Below are 17007 nucleotides of genomic sequence, written 5' to 3'. Positions count from 1 at the left end.
ATGTCATCAATAAGCAGTCAATCATACGTAAAGTACAACGAGCACATCTAATTATGGCAATACTCTATTGAAGTTCATAAAGCATTCGTTACCATCAGGATCAGCGCACCATTGCATCTGATTGCCATCATGATTGATAAATGCAATCAACGCTTCATCAGTTTGATCGACCTGATTGCCTGAGCAGTCTACTTCATTATTATCATAAACAGTCTTGATCGCAATAACTGGCAGCCCTTCTTCACGATGGGTGACTAGATAGCGTCCGTATGTCCACTCTTTGCCACTGACAGACCACATCTCATTATCCGCACTAAAGTTATATAGCTCACGGCACTGGTTAGACTTACCAACTGACGCAAGTAAGTTCTTACTAGTAGCTGGTTGAATGTTTAGAACCCGCTCTTCACTTTGAGTCAGTACGCCGCCGTCCATGCCCGTCATCACTTTAGGCTCTATACTGCTAGGCTGTTGCGCACTATTTGATACTGACTGGTTAGCTTCCGCTTCCTTGGTCATCATGGCGTGAGTAGAATGAGCGCTACTGTCCAAGTCTATTTCCCACTGTCCGGCAATGGCTGGACTAATATGAGTGGTGATGGTTGGCTTGGTAATAGCCTCACCGTTCGCAGGCAACGAAGCCAAAATAGATGCTAGCGTGAATGAAGCAAATGAGATAGGTTCCATAATTAACCTTTTATTTATAATATTTTAATATATACATTAGCGTAAGTCTTAGACACCAAAAACACAAGTAACATTATGCTATTGCTCATAAACCTATAGTCGGAATTTCATAGGTATTTATAGCAAAAAATAACGCCATCGCTTTACTTGCATGAATACAAGGAGCGATGGCGTTATTAGCATACAGAATTCTGCGTGATATTAATGACTACTTAATATTAAGCAGCTTCTGTATTTAGCGCTTGAGCAAAAGCTGATAACGCCCCTTTTAGCATGGCTGATACCGTACTGCTACAAGTACCGATGCCAGAGTATACCTCGCCATCGACATTTAACTGAATGTAAGCGGCAGCATTGGCATTGGTTTTGTTATCACTATTGGTATCATCATCGATACCATTACCGCTGTTATGATGCGGGTTAATCGCATGTTCTGCATAGTTAATAATATGCAAGGATTTGCCAGTATGCTGCGCAAGTCCGTCAATAAACGATGATAATGGGCCGTTACCCGTACCATCAATATCGATGGTATCGCTATTCATCTGTACTTGACCACTAAAGTAAACCGCACCGCCTTTATTGTTGACGCTATAGTCTAGCAGCTCAAACTTACCCTGCTGCAAGTAAGTATCTTCAAAGGTCTGCAAGATTTCATCATTCTGCAACTCGCGTGCCGCCGCTTCAGCTTGCTTTTGTACCACACGGCTAAAGTCAATCTGCATCCAACGTGGTAAGTTGAAACCGTAGTTGCGCTGCAAGATATACGCGACGCCGCCTTTGCCTGACTGGCTATTGATACGTACCACATCTTGATAGCTACGCCCAATATGCGCAGGATCGATAGGTAGATAAGCCACGTCCCAGACGTTGTCTGTTTCGCTCTGATTGATTTCATTGTAGTCGAGAGATTTTTTGATAGCATCTTGATGTGAGCCACTAAAGGCCGTGAAGACCAACTCGCCTACATAAGGATGACGTGGGTGCAATGGTAAGTTATTACATTCGCTCACCACCTGTACGATTTCGCTCATGTTGCTAAAATCAAGCTCAGGATCGATACCTTGGCTAAACAAGTTCATGGCCATAACCATGATGTCCATGTTACCTGTACGCTCACCGTTACCAAGCAATGTGCCTTCGATACGATCGGCACCTGCAAGCACACCCAACTCAGCTGCTGCTACGGCACAACCACGGTCATTATGAGTATGCAAGCTAACAATAACATGCTCACGCTGCGCTAGATGACGGCAGAAGTACTCTACTTGATCAGCAAAGACATTGGGCATAGATGCTTCGACCGTCGCTGGCAAGTTAAAAATAACTTCCTGACCCTGCTGTGGTTGCCATACGTCACACACTGCATCGCAAACCTCTACGGCATATTCAGTTTCTGTCTGGCTAAAACTCTCTGGCGAGTATTGAAATACCCAATCTGTCTCAGGGTATTTTGCTGCATATTCTTGCAATAGCTTAGCACCAGCAATCGCAATCTCTTTGATTTCAGCTTTATCTTTGCCATAGACTTTTTCGCGTTGTACACGGCTGGTTGAGTTATAGACATGGACAACCGCACGTTTAGCACCTTTTAATGATTCAAAAGTACGGGCAATCAAATGCTCGCGCGCTTGTACCAATACTTGTAACGTCACATCCTCAGGTACGTGGTTTTCTTCGATAAGCTTACGCGCAAAGTCAAACTCTACCTGCGCCGCTGACGGAAAACCAATCTCAATCTCTTTAAAGCCAACGTCTACTAAGGTCTTAAAGAAGCGCATTTTTTGTTCAATGGTCATCGGATCAATCAGTGCTTGATTACCATCACGCAGATCCACACTTGCCCATATCGGTGACTTCTCAATCGTCTTGCTTGGCCAAGCACGATCTGGCAGCGATGGCGCAAATGCAAATGGACGGTATTTACGGAAGTCAAAAGCGGCACTTTTTGGTGTGATCTTTGCAGTCCCTGTGGCTGCGGTGTGCGTGGCTTGGTCAGACATAATCAATCCTTAGATGATATGGTTATTTATATATTTAGCTAGGCGATTAGCTGTTGATTAGATCAGTATTTATCATATGAGATAACTAGTGTTCATACCATAATAATATCAAAGTTTAACAGAGAGAAACCTGCTTTCTTTTACTTTATTTTCTGTTATTTTAGTGGAAAAACACAATTTAGACATTATAATCGAATAAATTCACTATTAAGGCTTGAGAAATGCCAGATAATCATATTGATAGTACAGGGACTGCAGATATAGACGAAATAGATAGACAGTTACTGCGCTTATTGCAAACACAGGCGCGTATGAGCATTACTGAACTCGCTGAACGTGTCAACCTGTCTGCCACCCCTTGCGCACGTCGTATCAAACGCTTAGAAGATGCGAACATAATCACTGGCTACCATACCAAAACCGATGCGCAAAAACTTGGCTATCCACTAGCCGTGTTTATCGCTATTAGTATGGATCGTCATACGGCAGAACGTTTTGAGCAATTTGAACGCAAAGTTCAGAGCTTTGAGGAAGTCATCAGCTGTAGTATTGTCACAGGTCGCACCGAAGACTATCTGATTAAGGTTAGAGTACGTGATATGACACATTACGAAGAGTTTTTATTACATCGCCTCAATCGTATCGAAGGCGTGGCGCAAGTTCATACCAGTTTTGAATTACGAGAAGTATTTAGCCGTAGCGTGGTTTAGACGATCTATACGGTCGTTGGTGACTGTCGACGAAACCATGCCAATAGTACAAACCCGATCATCAATCCAATAGCAGCGACAAGTAACCCTGCATTGAAATTACCATCCTGCCCTGCCAGCGCCACTGTCACCAAAGGTCCTAAAAACTGACCCAATGCATAAGCTAACGTCGCTAGTGCAATCAGTAAATTAGAATAGGCAGGATTGATGTTTTTAAATAGAGTCAGTGTCATCGATACCATACCGACGAAGGTCAATCCTAAAATCGCAGCATTGCCATACAATCCAAGCGCCCCATCAAACCATATCGGCAAGCACATGCCAAATGCTTGCAATACCGTCAGCCCCATTAAGGTTTTTATCTCACCGATACGTTTGGCAAGCGCTCCCCATAGGGGGTTTGACAACATCGCAAAAATACCAACAACCAACCAAATCATCAATCCAGCATACGTCTGTGTCGTTAGACGCTGCGCTGCCATAACGGGCAAAAAGGTCGCTGAGCTAATATAACCAAACCCTGCCAATACGTAGCTGACAAAAAGTAAAGTAAGCGCTTTATGGTGCCCAGAGATGGCTTCGTATAAGGAGCGTTTAAAGTTTAAATAGGTCTGGTGCACTGACACGTGTTGTTTGGCATCAATCTGCTGTGAATCAACAGCCCGTACTCGTCTTGGTTTTATCGCATACAGTAGCCATACAAGCGGCAAACTGGTGACACCTGCGACTAGCCAAATTACATCGAAGTGATAGCCTAGTTTTAATAGCCACCATGTCACTATGGCAGAGGCGCTAATGCCAACGCCAATACCTGCATAATGGACTGCTGACAATACAGAACGGCGCTCAGGGCTAAGGTTTTGAATCACAAAAGATGAGCTTAGAATCATCGCCACGCCACTTGCAATACCTGCAATTAATCGGATGATATACCATAGTATGAGCGACATATTTGGTATGACGAGTAACATCGTGGTAACAACACTTATAATCGCCCAAAGTGTCATCGCCTGCCATGTCGAGCGCTGAGGTACAAACATGGCGATAAGAGCGCCAATAAAGTAACCGATATAATTGATTGATGCCAACCAGCCTGCAATCGTCGTTGATAGCGACAATTGCACCATAATATCAGGTAAGGTAGCGGTAAACAGAAAACGGCCATAACCCATAACGACTGCCATGCAGTACATACCGATACAGGCAATGGCAGCTTCATTGGTAATCGTCGGGATCATACGGCTTTTAAAAGCAGTCATCATGACAGAGCCATTTTTGCGGCAATTAGCACACAATCCTTTGTGTTAGACAGTCAAAAGCAGTAATAAATAAACGCAGAAATAGAGAAGTTATTAGATATATTAGGCCAGCATAAAGTTATTAGCGAAAACTATAATACGTCTAACGTTGGTGTCTCTACTGTATCTTGCCCTAGCATCTGTACCCGCTGATCGCTAAACATATCCATATCTGGAGCTAGCGTACGCATAAACCGATCAAAATACAACATCTGTTTGGTTAATAGAGCAAAGTCGCGTGGGAAATGGATGCCATGACGTTTACCAACTTCGACAATTTCAAGCATCATTTGATTAAGCTCATCGGCTTGCTCTTTACTATTAAAAGGTACACCACTGGTAAAGGTTTTATCTTCTGCCATGATGGTTGTCATCATGCGTTGCAAGTCATTCCCCAGTGCAGCCACATCTACTTTATTGCCACCATGCGTCATTTCCATATCAATCATATGGCGAGCCATGGCTTGATAGTCACTGTCTTGCATGGCTTGCATCATGCCCATGCACGCACGCCAGCTCTCAGCTTTGAGCTTACCGACAATACCAAAATCCAAAAATCCAATACGGCCGTCGGTTAATAGCATTAGATTACCAGCATGTAAATCCGCATGGAAACTATTGCACAGCATAAGACTGGCAAACCATGTGTTCAAAGTATCTGCCATAACTTGGGCAGGATCTGCACAGTATTGGCGCATGAGCGATTCATCGACCATAGAAACGCCATATAGACGGCTCATCGTTAGGACACGCTTGGTAGTCAGTTCTTCATATACGGCTGGTGCAACGACACGAATATTGCCTGATACCGCTAAGAACTGCTGAAAATCGCGGATGTTCTGTGCTTCAGCGATAAAGTCAGTCTCGGCAAGCATACGCAGACGAATCTCATCGATAATCGGCGCAATACTCGCAAATTTCATCGATGGCATCAGTATCTCAAGTAGCTTAGTTACGCCATGTAATACACCCAAGTCAGTCTGCATGATGGTCTCGACGCCAGGCTTTTGTATCTTTAGCACTACTTCATCGCCATTGTGCAGACGAGCTGCATGCACTTGAGCGATAGAAGCCGAGGCTAATGGCTCTGAGTCAATATGCGCAAACGTATCATCAAGCGTCATGCCATCATTCGCTAGCTCCTCTCTTAGCACTTGCTCGATATAAGCATAAGACAATGGCGTGGTTTGATCCAAGCAGCTCTGGAAAGCCTTAACATAATCACGTGGAAACAATGACGGCGTACTGGCGATGAACTGACCGATTTTGATATAAGTCGTGCCTAGCTGCTCAAAGGTTTCTTTGAGTAGCATCGCGTCAGGTTTCTCACCTTTTGCCACTCTTAGCGCAGACAGGCCAGCGACACTCGCCGTTTGACGAACACGATTGACAACATTGAATGTATGTTTTAATAAATGCGGACGGTGAATTTTCATAAGAAACAACTATGGTAATAAGAAGGATGTTTGAAGATAGGCAATACAATATAAAAATGCGTTAAAATCAGATTACTCAGTTATAGTCGGTTTAATATAATTTGGATACAAGAAAAGCGAGTAAAAGTACTACAAGTCGTAGACTAAGCCAGCCTAACACCGTATCCAATTTATAGAGGATTGACTATAGGACTGCTACAGACAGGACACTGTGGGTCTTTTCGATAGCCCATTAGCCGCTGCTGCATCTGACTACCATCCCATATGAGCAGCTTGTTTGTCAGTGGATTTTTGGTTAATCCCAAGTATTGCAACGCAGCATTGGCTTGTAGATTGCCCATGACGGCAGTGGTACTCGCAAGCACTCCTGAATTGGCACACGTACGTTCGTCAGCGGCTTCGTCAAGCACCACTGAGCCAAATACGCAGTGATAGCAACCAGTATCGAGCTGAGGTTCGAACAGTGCTAACTGCCCTTGCATCGCAATCGCTGAGGCGGATAGTAGCGGGATTTGATAGCGCACGCTGATACGATTGATGATGTCACGCGTGGCAAAATTATCCGTACAGTCCAATAGCAAGTCCGGCTTGCCTGCTGCCATATCGAGCAATTCATAGGCATTATCTTCATCTAACCGCGCCACTGTGCCACGAGTCTTTATCAAAGGATTGATGCGCTCTAACATGGCTGCTGCGGTCAGTGCTTTGGGTTTACCAATATCGTCAGGCAAAAACAGCGTTTGCCGTTGTAGATTGCTCGCCTCAATCTCGTCATCATCAATCAGATGGACGTGACCCACTCCAGCACGTACCAATGTCTCAGACGCAGGACAGCCAAGGCCGCCTGCCCCTATTATGACCACACGTGCTGTCTTTAATCGCAGCTGAGCATCCATATCCCAACCGTCTAATAATACTTGCCGTGCATAACGGAGCAGCTCGTCATCTGATAGCTGTACCATCTCTTCTACCATATTCATCTACAACCTATAACCAAAGAAATCTACTATCAAGAAACTATCTATTGAACTTGCCCTAGCGTAACGCGATCATTACCACCATAATCTTTTACGGTATGTACTGACTCAAACCCATTGTCTAGAAACAGCTGCCGAACCGCATCACCTTGATCATGGCCATGCTCGATAGCTAATAACCCACCTATACATAGGTATGTCGTTGCTTGCTGGACGATATGCTCGATATCAGCCAAACCCTGATTGGGTGCACTGAGCGCACTGAGCGGTTCAGCTGTTAGTCCTGCCAAATGTTCGTCTGTCTCGTCAATATAGGGAGGGTTAGAGACGATGATATCAAACTGTGGCTCATCGTTAGTAGGTAGTGCTTGATACCAACTACTCTGGATAAATTCAACATTGATAACGTTGTTACTCACGGCATTGTGCTGAGCAACTTTAAGCGCCTCTGACGATAAATCAACCGCCACGATTTGCCAATTAGCGTGCTTTAACTCATGGGCAAGACTGATAGCGATACAACCTGACCCTGTCCCCAAGTCTAGCAATCGTTTATTACTGAGTTGCGCTGGCTGAGCGTTTATCCAGTTTAATACTTGCTCAACCAATACCTCGGTATCAGGTCTAGGAATCAAAGTATGCTCGTTTACCCTAAAGCTAAGCGACCAAAACTCCTGCTGCCCAGTCAGATACGCAAGCGGTATGCCTTGCTGCATTTTCACCACACCAGCGTTGAACTGAGCAAGCTCACTATCAGTTAGCTGATAATCTTCATCAGTCATCAACGCTATCGCAGGCTTATCAATGACGTGCAACAACCAATCAGTTAGCCAAAACGACGGCAGCTGATTATCAGTATCACCATTCGTCAGTTGTCCAATTTGTTGCTTAATTTGACGAATGGTTAATACGGTCATAAATAGCTCTTAAAAAACGGTGAATGTATAAAGGTAAAATGCTGCTTAGCCTACTCTGATGCGCGTGGTGGCTCTTTGGTATCGGTCAGGTTAGGATTGGTTTTGCTTAGCTTGTCACCTATCCCACTACCACCGCTGCCATCATTATTGTCATCGCCATAAATATCATCGTTATCACCAATGACAATATGTCTATCGACAAAGTAGATCAGTGCCAGAATTGGAATACCAATAGCGAAGGTAAAGATAAAGAAAAATGGATAACCCATATTATCGACGATAGCACCTGAGTACCCACCCATCACTTTTGGTATCAGGGTCATCAATGAGGAAAAAATCGCATACTGTACAGCAGTAAAGCGAATCGAGGTTAGTGCGGATAAGAAAGCGATGAATACAGCGCTCGCAAGGCCCGCAGCCAAGTTATCAAATATCACTGCCATATACATGATTGGCAGGCTACCTGGGTTATATGTCAATACCACAAACAACAGGTTGGTCGCACACGCTAAAATCGCGCCAATCATCATGGCATGCATGATACGGAAACGCTGAGCCAAAATCCCGCCCAAGAAGCCACCTGCAATTGCCATTATCACACCGACCAGTTTTACGGCATTGGCGATATCGGTTTTGCTAAAGCCCATGTCTTGATAAAAGACGTTGGAGATCACGCCTGCGACGATATCTGAGATACGGTATAGACCAATCAAGGCTAATAGTAGCAAGGCTTTTTTGCCATAACGTCGGAAAAAGTCTAAGACAGGCTCGATCCATGTTGCCATGGCCACTTCTTTTTTCACCAGTCCTACTTGTACCAGTGCATAACCTGCTGCCATCGCCACGCCTAGGCTTACTAATAAGTGCAAGGTTTCTACAAAGAAGCTAGAAAACGCGCCTTCGAACTCTGGCAGGACTTGTCCCATCAATATATAAGCAGCGATAAAAGCAATCACTGAAAATACAAACAAGGCTACTAGTCTGACGTAGTCTTCACGAGTTTCGGCGACTAGCGGAGCTTTGTTAATGATTTTTGGTTGGTTAATAATAAAGTACAGCAGTAATAATGGCGCGCACGCGACCAGTGCTAAAAAGTAAAATTTAATCGCTGGCATTACCATTAGTGGTATTAAGGCCACTGTGCTATCAAATACTGTATTGATCAAAATATTAATTAGGTAAATAACGCCAAACAGCAGACCTGGGATAAGCAGTAACGCTGAATAAATCAGGAATACTTTTAAGTTACCCTTTTGCTTTTTACTTTGCAGGGTCTCAGCGGTTGGCTCATAACTGGCAAAGGTCGTTAATACCCCTAAGGTCATAACCCCTGCCATGATGTAATAGGTGTTGCGCCATGCTTCATAACTATAAAACGTCTCATTTGAGCCAAAATAATCAGCCAAATATAACGCGCCTGCCCCTGCGACAATCATACCGATACGATAGCCTGACACATAGATAGAGGACAGAATAGACTGCATAGATGGCGGCGCAAGCTCAATACGGTACGCATCAATCACGATATCTTGCGTCGCAGAAGAGAACCCAAGCAACACGGCCGCGCCTGCCATATAAACTAAAACATCTTCGCTAACAGGATTTACCCTTGCCATCAAAAAGATCGCCAGCACGATAAGCAGCTGTGATACCACCATCCAACTACGACGACGCCCTAACCACTTGGTCAAAAACGGCACAGGGAGCGCATCAATCAATGGCGCCCAAATAAATTTGAACGAATAACCCAATGCTGCCCAGCTGAACATAGTGACGACACTACGATCAATGCCTGCTTCTCTCAGCCATAGCGATAGACTTGAGAAAATCAGCAGAATGGGTATACCCGCTGAGAACCCCAAAAACAGCATAATAATGACACGAGGATCGAGATAAGCTTTTGTAGCCTCGCCCCATGACTTTTTGGCAATTGGTTGATTGGGTGGTACAGATTTGACAGCAGACATAATAACTCACCAACAATTCAGACAAAGAACACAACCGCGCACAATTTTTATCAATCTTTAGAATCAGTTATCGACAAAAGGATCGATAAAAATTGCTCTACGTTGCACCAATATTATCATTACAACAAAATCCAGTTATGGTACTTGAGAACCTTTATCTTGACTAGATGTTTTTGCATTAACTTAGCGATTGCAGGCCATGGGCAATCGCTTATATTTCTTAATAGTAACGCAAAAAACTGCAGTGTTTTACCAAGGTTATCTTAGCTCTCTTTTTTATTGCTAATTTCTATTTTGAAAGATGTCTGACAATGACATTATTTATAGGTAATATAAAGGTAGTAGTAAAACTGACGCAGGCTTGATTGGTTAGGTGCACTCTATTGGTTTACTCTTAACTGGCGATGATAAGCACGGGCGTTAATGAAGATTGAGATAAACAAAACATCAAGCTTTTTATGATTAGTAATTTAAAACTTATAATTCTTATATATTAGTTTTATAAATCTACTCAGCTTAGTTATGCTTTGTACATAAACAACGACTACCGAGATTCACGGTTTGTTCTTTCTATTATCATAGCCTAGGAGTTATACCATGTCCGACTCAACCAATAACACCACCGACAAAAACACTGCCCCAGATGCTGCTCGTTGTCCTGTAGATCACGAAAGCAACAATAATACTGAATCAACCAATACCACTTATGACAAAGGCGATGGTCAAGGTCCAACGATCCATAGCGAAAACGTTGATAACTCGCATGAGCCTGAGCGTCCGAGCATGGGTGGCTGCCCTGTTATGCATCAAGCGCACACTACTACTGCTTCTGCTGCGACAGATTGGTGGCCAAATGCACTGAAGTTAGACATATTGCATCAGCAAGACAAAAAGACTGACCCAATGGGTGAAGACTTTGACTATGCTGAAGCTTTTAAACAGCTAGATCTAGAAGCGGTCAAAACTGACTTAAAAAACCTAATGACTGAGTCGCAAGAATGGTGGCCAGCGGATTGGGGGCACTATGGCGGCTTGATGATTCGTATGGCTTGGCATTCAGCTGGTACGTATCGCGGTGCTGATGGTCGCGGCGGCTCTAATACTGGTAACCAACGCTTTGCACCATTGAACAGCTGGCCTGACAACGTCAACCTTGATAAAGCCCGCCGTCTATTGTGGCCAATCAAGAAAAAATACGGCAACAAATTGTCTTGGGCCGATTTGATGATTTTGGCAGGTAACATGGCTTATGAATCTATGGGCTTCAAAACCCTAGGATTTGCTGGTGGCCGAGCTGATATTTGGCATCCAGAAAAAGACATCTATTGGGGTTCTGAGCGCGAATGGTTAGCCGCTACCAAAAACCGTTATGATAGCGACGAAGACCGCGCGTCACTAGAAAACCCACTAGCAGCAGTACAAATGGGCTTGATTTATGTTAACCCTGAAGGTGTGGATGGTAACCCTGACCCACTAAAGACCGCTCAAGATATGCGTACTACTTTTGCTCGTATGTCAATGAATGATGAAGAGACTGTCGCTCTAACCGCTGGTGGGCACACCGTTGGTAAATGTCACGGTAATGGTGATGCAACGATACTAGAAGACGAGCCAGAAGCCGCTGATATTAAAGAGCAAGGTCTAGGCTGGCGCAATCCTAAGGGTCGTGGTAATGCAGGCGATACTGTTTCAAGTGGTATCGAAGGCGCATGGACCACCAACCCTACCCAGTGGGATCATGGTTACTTTGAGCTTCTATTGAACCATGAATGGGCATTGACCAAAAGTCCAGCGGGCGCATGGCAGTGGGAACCAACTGACATCAAAGAGGAAGATCGTCCGTTAGATGCTCATGATCCAAGTGTACGTCGTAACCCAATCATGACTGATGCAGATATGGCATTGAGCAAAGATCCTATCTATCGTGAAATTTCAGAGAAGTTCCATAACAACCCAGAGTACTTTGATAAAGTATTCGCTAGAGCGTGGTTCAAACTGACTCACCGCGATTTGGGACCGAAATCTCGTTACTTAGGTGCCGACGTACCGAGCGAAGACTTTGTATGGCAAGACCCTATTCCTACAGGTAATGCGGACTTGACTGCTGATGATATTGCAACGCTAAAATCGCAAATATTAGACAGTGACATTAGTCGTCGTGAGTTGATCATTACAGCATGGGACAGCGCTCGTACATTCCGCGCTTCGGACTATCGCGGCGGTGCCAACGGTGCACGCATCCGTTTAGCCCCACAAAAATACTGGGCAGGCAACGAGCCAGAACAATTACAGCGTGTGCTTGAGACATTGACAAGTATTCAGTCTGGCTTTGAGAAAGAGGTTAGCTTAGCAGACCTTATTGTGTTGGCTGGTAACACCGCTATTGAACAAGCAGCAAACGATGCAGGTATAGATATTACTGTACCGTTTAATCCAGGTCGCGGTGATGCTGACGCTGAAATGACTGACGCCGAATCTTTCGCTGATTTAGAACCACTACATGATGGCTATCGTAACTGGATTCAGGGCGACTATGCGGTATCACCGGAAGAGATGCTGCTTGATCGTACGCAGTTGATGGGATTGACAGCACCTGAGATGGTCGTATTGCTTGGTGGTATGCGAGTGCTTGATACCAACCACGGTCAGAGCCAACATGGCGTCTTTACTGAACGCGCTGGCGTACTTACCAACGACTTCTTTGTCAATTTAACAGACATGAACTACACATGGCACCCTGTAAAAGCAGCCGACAATACTGCTAATAGCTACGAAGTACGTGAACGTGGTACAGGAAACGTCAAATGGCAAGCAAGCCGTGTAGACTTGGTATTTGGCTCTAACTCTATATTACGTGCTTATGCTGAGCTATACGCGCAGGATGACAACTTAGAGAAATTCGTTCGTGACTTCGTCCGCGCTTGGAACAAGGTTATGAATGCAGATCGCTTTGATATTGCAAAATAAACTGAGTTTGAAGTTGGTCAGTATCGACTAACTAATATTAATAAATAACTTTATAACTAACGAACAGCTATCTTTTAGAAGGTAGCTGTTTTTTTATGCTCAGTTTTTTATGCTCAATCATGACCGTTTTTTATGAATTGTTAAGTCAAGTTACCTCACTGAATAAAAAGTATTTACTGACTAAACAACATTTGCTGAACGAATAATTTTTTAGCATTGCAAAATACAAATTCTATATTCATAATTATCATAAATTGATAGCTATTTATTATATACAAGAATAATAACTTTGTTTTACACTACTTTATTACTGTATGTTCAGACATTTTTACTTTCATATACAGACAGGGTTTGTATATTTATACAATAGGATTAAGTTATGGCAATCGACGTAGTGGTCAACCAACGGCATTTGCAGATTCAGCTCAAACAGCTAGAAACAGTATGGCATACGGTGATTAACGGTTATAACTTAAGCCAAGCGGCGACCGTGCTACATACCAGTCAATCAAGCTTATCAAAGCATATTGCTGCGTTAGAAAACCAGTTAAAGACGGAAGTGTTTGTGCGCCAAGGCAAACGCCTGACGGGACTGACCACTATGGGCACAGCGCTCATGCCTCATATCGAGTCTATCTTTGCTGAAATTCGTACCATTGAAAACCTAAGTTTAGATTTTAATAATCCTAACATCGGTACGCTGACGATTGCCACCACTCACACACAAGCGCGCTATGTACTGCCGCAAGTGGTTAAAGAGTTTAAAGATCGTTTCCCTAAAGTAAATTTGATTTTGCAACAGGCAGATCCTGAGACCATCGCTCAGATGGTCATACGTGGTCAAGCCGATATCGGTATCGCCACTGAGTCCTTGCTACATAATAACTATCTTAGATGCTACCGTTACTATGACTGGACGCATCGCGTTATCGTACCGAGTGACCACGAACTGGCTAGCCAAAAGTCTATTGACCTGCCCACGCTTGCCAGCTATCCGATTGTGACTTATCACGGTGGTTTTACGGGACGCGGCGCGATTGACAAGACGTTTGATGAAGCAGGATTAGAGCCGGATATTGTATTAGCGGCACTTGATGCCGATGTGATCAGCACCTATGTCGGTCTGGGCCTAGGTATTGGTATCATCGCAGAAATGGCCTTTGAGCCAAGCCATTATCAAAACCTGACTGCCATACCCGTCGATCATTTCGGGCGCTTTACCAGTTGGATGGCGGTACGCGATGATGCAGAAATCCGTCAATATGGACGTGCGTTCATGGAGCTATGCCAAAAGCAATTTGCAAATTAATGAGCATTTGTTAAATAAAGTATCTCAGACTTGCTCACCCTTACTAGACTGAGCTGTGGATGATAAAATAGATTCTAGAACGTTATTCAATGTTTCTTTTATATATTATTCACACTTGTATTGATATTTGGTCGAATGAAGTTGACTAAATATCAATACATATTAACTTGCTCTTCTGTAAACAGGTGATACCGCTCATGGAAAAATTCGTAGCGATCATTATGGCAATTTTTGCCGCCCCTCTATTCATTGGCGGCGCTTATTTATTGTCCTTAGGCGGTAGTCCTTACTACCTCATTGCTGGCGTTATCATACTAACGACAGCTTTTTTATTGTTCAAAAAACACTGGAGTGCTTACGGGTTATATGCGCTATTTATCGTAGCAACCATGGCTTGGGCACTTTGGGAATCTGGGTTCTATTGGTGGGCGCTAGCACCTCGAGTTGGCTTCCCGCTTATATTTGGTTTGCTCATGCTATTGCCATGGGTATCCAACAAAATGCGTGGGCCTAAAACTCAAGTAGCCGCAAATGCTGCAGCTAATACATCAACCACAAACAACGCTAAGAAAAGCCCTCTGTATTATTGGGGTCTACTCGTAAGCGTGGCCGTAGGTGCACTGCTCTCTTTTGGTAGTTTAGCTAACAATGCCACTGACAAACTCGGTGAACTAGACTTGACTGCTGCAAATGATGACGAGCAAAACGTCAGCTCAGATGAGACGTCAGCCAACCTTGGTGATCCGTTATCAAACGGTCAACAAACGCCAGATGGTGAGTGGAGTGCGTATGGTCGTACTGATTATGGTCAGCGCTACTCGCCTCTCGATAAAATCAATACCGATAACGTCAAAGATTTAGAACTGGCATGGCAAATCCAAACAGGTGATGTCAAAGGTCCTAACGATGTCGGTGAGACCACTTATCAAGCAACACCATTAAAAATTGGCAACGGTTTGTACCTATGTACCCCTCATAACTGGGTACTAGCGCTAGATGCCGACTCTGGTGAGACACTATGGAAGTTTGATCCTCAAGTAGAGGAAAACTTACAACGACAGCATCAAACCTGTCGCGGCGTATCTTATTATGCGGGTCAAGCGACCAGTCCTGTGCAAGTACAAAAAATTGCTGGTAATACCTTTGAAAATGCATCTAAGCAATGTGATGCCAAGATATTTATCCCAACGTCTGATGCGAAACTATATGCACTCGATCCAAATACTGGGCAACGCTGCCAAGACTTTGGGGATGATGGTGCATTAGACTTGATGCATAACATGCCGTTCAATCAAGCAGGTTACTATTACTCAACGTCACCACCAGTTATCGCGGGTGATACCATCATCGTCGCTGGTGCTGTCAATGATAACTATGACGTCAACTCGCCTTCTGGTGTAATCCGTGCGTATGACGTCAATACTGGTGAGATTCTTTGGAACTGGGACTCAGGCGATCCTGATAATACAGCGCCTTTCGATGTTAATGATCCAACCCAAACTTATAAGACCAGCTCGCCAAATTCATGGTCAGTCGCTACTGCCGATGAAGAGCTTGGATTGGCGTACTTCCCTATGGGTAACCGCACACCGGATCAGCTAGGTAGCTACCGAAATGCCGCTGAAGAAAAGTATGCAACGTCTGTTGTCGCATTAGATATCGAAACTGGTGAAGCACGCTGGGTTCAGCAGTTTGTCCATCATGACCTTTGGGACATGGACACGCCTGCTCAGCCAACCTTACTCGATCTAGATACGGCCGACGGCGTACAGCCTGCGCTGGTTGTACCAACCAAACAAGGCGATGTATACGTCTTGAACCGCGCAACGGGTGAGCCTATTGTACCGATTAAGGAGCGTCCTGCACCACAAGGCTATCTCATAGCGGGAGAGCACGCAGCGCCAACTCAGCCTTATTCTGGCTTGAGCTTTGAGCCTGAACCACTAACTGAAAAAGACATGTGGGGTGCCAGTCTCGTCGATCAAATGATGTGCCGTATTGAGTTCAATCAGCTCAACTATGATGGTCGCTATACCCCACCATCAACCAATGGTAGCTTGGTCTATCCTGGTAACTTTGGTACCTTTAACTGGGGCGGTATTGCAGTCGATCCTGAGAATGGCGTGATGTTCGGTATGCCGACATACTTGGCATTTACTTCAAAACTCATTCCTAGAGACACGTTGGGCGATGCAGAGACCAATAAAGGCGAGCAAGGCGTCAATGCCAATGAAGGTGCAGATTACGCAGTAGAATTGGGTCCCTTCTTGTCACCGCTAGGCGTACCTTGTCAGCAGCCACCATGGGGCACGATCGCTGGTGCTGACCTGGCCACAGGTGATATCGCTTATCAACGCAAAAATGGTACGGTACAAGACTTGTCTCCTATTCCTATCAAACTGGAATTGGGCGTACCCGGTATCGGCGGACCTATCATCACTAAAGGTGGCGTCGCGTTCTTGTCAGCGGCGACAGAAAACAACTTCCGAGCTTATGACTTGAAAAATGGCGACGTGCTATGGAATGTCCGTATTCCAGCAGGTGGTCAAGCGACGCCAATGACTTACTTGAACTCTAAAGGTGAGCAAATGGTCGTATTGGTCGCAGGTGGTCATGGTTCAGTTGGCACAACCATTGGTGATTATGTCTTAGCTTACAAGCTTAGTGACCAAGATAAATAATGTTGCATTTGGTTCTTAAGATAGTGATTATTTAATTTATCATTATCTTATAATC

General features: G+C 44.4%; 11 protein-coding genes. 4 read left to right on the top strand and 7 right to left on the bottom strand.

The window, feature by feature from the left end; all coding sequences use genetic code 11:
• Nucleotides 1-51: 51 nt before the first annotated feature.
• Nucleotides 52-687, bottom strand: coding sequence for a hypothetical protein (locus SJY28_RS09015; RefSeq protein ID WP_379544181.1), 636 nt, complete (start codon nucleotides 685-687; stop codon nucleotides 52-54).
• A 218-nt stretch (nucleotides 688-905) separates the two neighbouring features.
• Nucleotides 906-2690, bottom strand: coding sequence for a 2-isopropylmalate synthase (gene leuA / locus SJY28_RS09010; protein WP_379544180.1), 1785 nt, complete (start codon nucleotides 2688-2690; stop codon nucleotides 906-908).
• 221 nt (nucleotides 2691-2911) lie between these two features.
• Here leuA and SJY28_RS09005 point away from each other — a divergent pair, with 221 nt between their 5' ends.
• On the top strand, nucleotides 2912-3400 hold the full coding sequence (locus tag SJY28_RS09005) for an Lrp/AsnC family transcriptional regulator (RefSeq protein ID WP_057759684.1): 489 nt from the start codon (nucleotides 2912-2914) through the stop codon (nucleotides 3398-3400).
• Between the two features lie 5 nt (nucleotides 3401-3405).
• Here the strand turns inward: SJY28_RS09005 and SJY28_RS09000 are convergent, their stop codons facing one another.
• The 5 genes from SJY28_RS09000 to SJY28_RS08980 form a co-directional block, all read right to left on the bottom strand.
• Nucleotides 3406-4662: a YbfB/YjiJ family MFS transporter gene (locus SJY28_RS09000; RefSeq protein WP_379544179.1), complete on the bottom strand. Its 1257-nt coding sequence runs from the start codon at nucleotides 4660-4662 to the stop codon at nucleotides 3406-3408.
• A gap of 128 nt (nucleotides 4663-4790) precedes the next feature.
• Nucleotides 4791-6134, bottom strand: a complete 1344-nt coding sequence (locus tag SJY28_RS08995; protein WP_379544178.1) for an ABC1 kinase family protein — start codon at nucleotides 6132-6134, stop codon at nucleotides 4791-4793.
• Between the two features lie 170 nt (nucleotides 6135-6304).
• On the bottom strand, nucleotides 6305-7108 hold the full coding sequence (locus SJY28_RS08990; RefSeq protein WP_379544965.1) for a HesA/MoeB/ThiF family protein: 804 nt from the start codon (nucleotides 7106-7108) through the stop codon (nucleotides 6305-6307).
• Between the two features lie 47 nt (nucleotides 7109-7155).
• Nucleotides 7156-8028 carry a peptide chain release factor N(5)-glutamine methyltransferase gene (prmC, locus tag SJY28_RS08985; RefSeq protein WP_379544177.1) on the bottom strand — a complete coding sequence of 291 codons (873 nt, stop codon included), beginning with the start codon at nucleotides 8026-8028 and terminating at the stop codon, nucleotides 7156-7158.
• A 50-nt stretch (nucleotides 8029-8078) separates the two neighbouring features.
• Nucleotides 8079-9995, bottom strand: coding sequence for an AmpG family muropeptide MFS transporter (locus tag SJY28_RS08980; protein ID WP_379544176.1), 1917 nt, complete (start codon nucleotides 9993-9995; stop codon nucleotides 8079-8081).
• A 783-nt stretch (nucleotides 9996-10778) separates the two neighbouring features.
• Here SJY28_RS08980 and katG point away from each other — a divergent pair.
• The 3 genes from katG (at nucleotide 10779) to SJY28_RS08965 (ending at nucleotide 16952) form a co-directional block, all read left to right on the top strand.
• Nucleotides 10779-12962, top strand: a complete 2184-nt coding sequence (gene katG, locus SJY28_RS08975; protein WP_379544963.1) for a catalase/peroxidase HPI — start codon at nucleotides 10779-10781, stop codon at nucleotides 12960-12962.
• A 379-nt stretch (nucleotides 12963-13341) separates the two neighbouring features.
• Nucleotides 13342-14271 carry a LysR substrate-binding domain-containing protein gene (locus tag SJY28_RS08970; RefSeq protein WP_379544175.1) on the top strand — a complete coding sequence of 310 codons (930 nt, stop codon included), beginning with the start codon at nucleotides 13342-13344 and terminating at the stop codon, nucleotides 14269-14271.
• 197 nt (nucleotides 14272-14468) lie between these two features.
• Nucleotides 14469-16952: a membrane-bound PQQ-dependent dehydrogenase, glucose/quinate/shikimate family gene (locus SJY28_RS08965; RefSeq protein ID WP_379544174.1), complete on the top strand. Its 2484-nt coding sequence runs from the start codon at nucleotides 14469-14471 to the stop codon at nucleotides 16950-16952.
• The last annotated feature ends 55 nt before the right edge of the window (nucleotides 16953-17007 follow it).

Source organism: Psychrobacter sp. R86515 (genome assembly GCF_042466315.1).
Lineage (GTDB): Bacteria > Pseudomonadota > Gammaproteobacteria > Pseudomonadales > Moraxellaceae > Psychrobacter.
Note: the sequence above shows the minus strand (reverse complement) of the source record. Positions and strands in the feature narration are given on the sequence as shown.

Excerpts from the sequence above, each read along its gene's own strand:
- SJY28_RS08965 (WP_379544174.1), top strand. The coding sequence starts at position 14,469 with ATGGAAAAATTCGTAGCGATCATTATGGCAATTTTTGCCGCCCCTCTA.
- prmC (WP_379544177.1), bottom strand. The coding sequence starts at position 8,028 with ATGACCGTATTAACCATTCGTCAAATTAAGCAACAAATTGGACAACTG.
- SJY28_RS08990 (WP_379544965.1), bottom strand. The coding sequence starts at position 7,108 with ATGGTAGAAGAGATGGTACAGCTATCAGATGACGAGCTGCTCCGTTAT.
- SJY28_RS09000 (WP_379544179.1), bottom strand. The coding sequence starts at position 4,662 with ATGATGACTGCTTTTAAAAGCCGTATGATCCCGACGATTACCAATGAA.
- SJY28_RS08995 (WP_379544178.1), bottom strand. The coding sequence starts at position 6,134 with ATGAAAATTCACCGTCCGCATTTATTAAAACATACATTCAATGTTGTC.
- SJY28_RS09005 (WP_057759684.1), top strand. The coding sequence starts at position 2,912 with ATGCCAGATAATCATATTGATAGTACAGGGACTGCAGATATAGACGAA.
- SJY28_RS09015 (WP_379544181.1), bottom strand. The coding sequence starts at position 687 with ATGGAACCTATCTCATTTGCTTCATTCACGCTAGCATCTATTTTGGCT.
- katG (WP_379544963.1), top strand. The coding sequence starts at position 10,779 with ATGGGTGGCTGCCCTGTTATGCATCAAGCGCACACTACTACTGCTTCT.
- SJY28_RS08970 (WP_379544175.1), top strand. The coding sequence starts at position 13,342 with ATGGCAATCGACGTAGTGGTCAACCAACGGCATTTGCAGATTCAGCTC.
- SJY28_RS08980 (WP_379544176.1), bottom strand. The coding sequence starts at position 9,995 with ATGTCTGCTGTCAAATCTGTACCACCCAATCAACCAATTGCCAAAAAG.
- leuA (WP_379544180.1), bottom strand. The coding sequence starts at position 2,690 with ATGTCTGACCAAGCCACGCACACCGCAGCCACAGGGACTGCAAAGATC.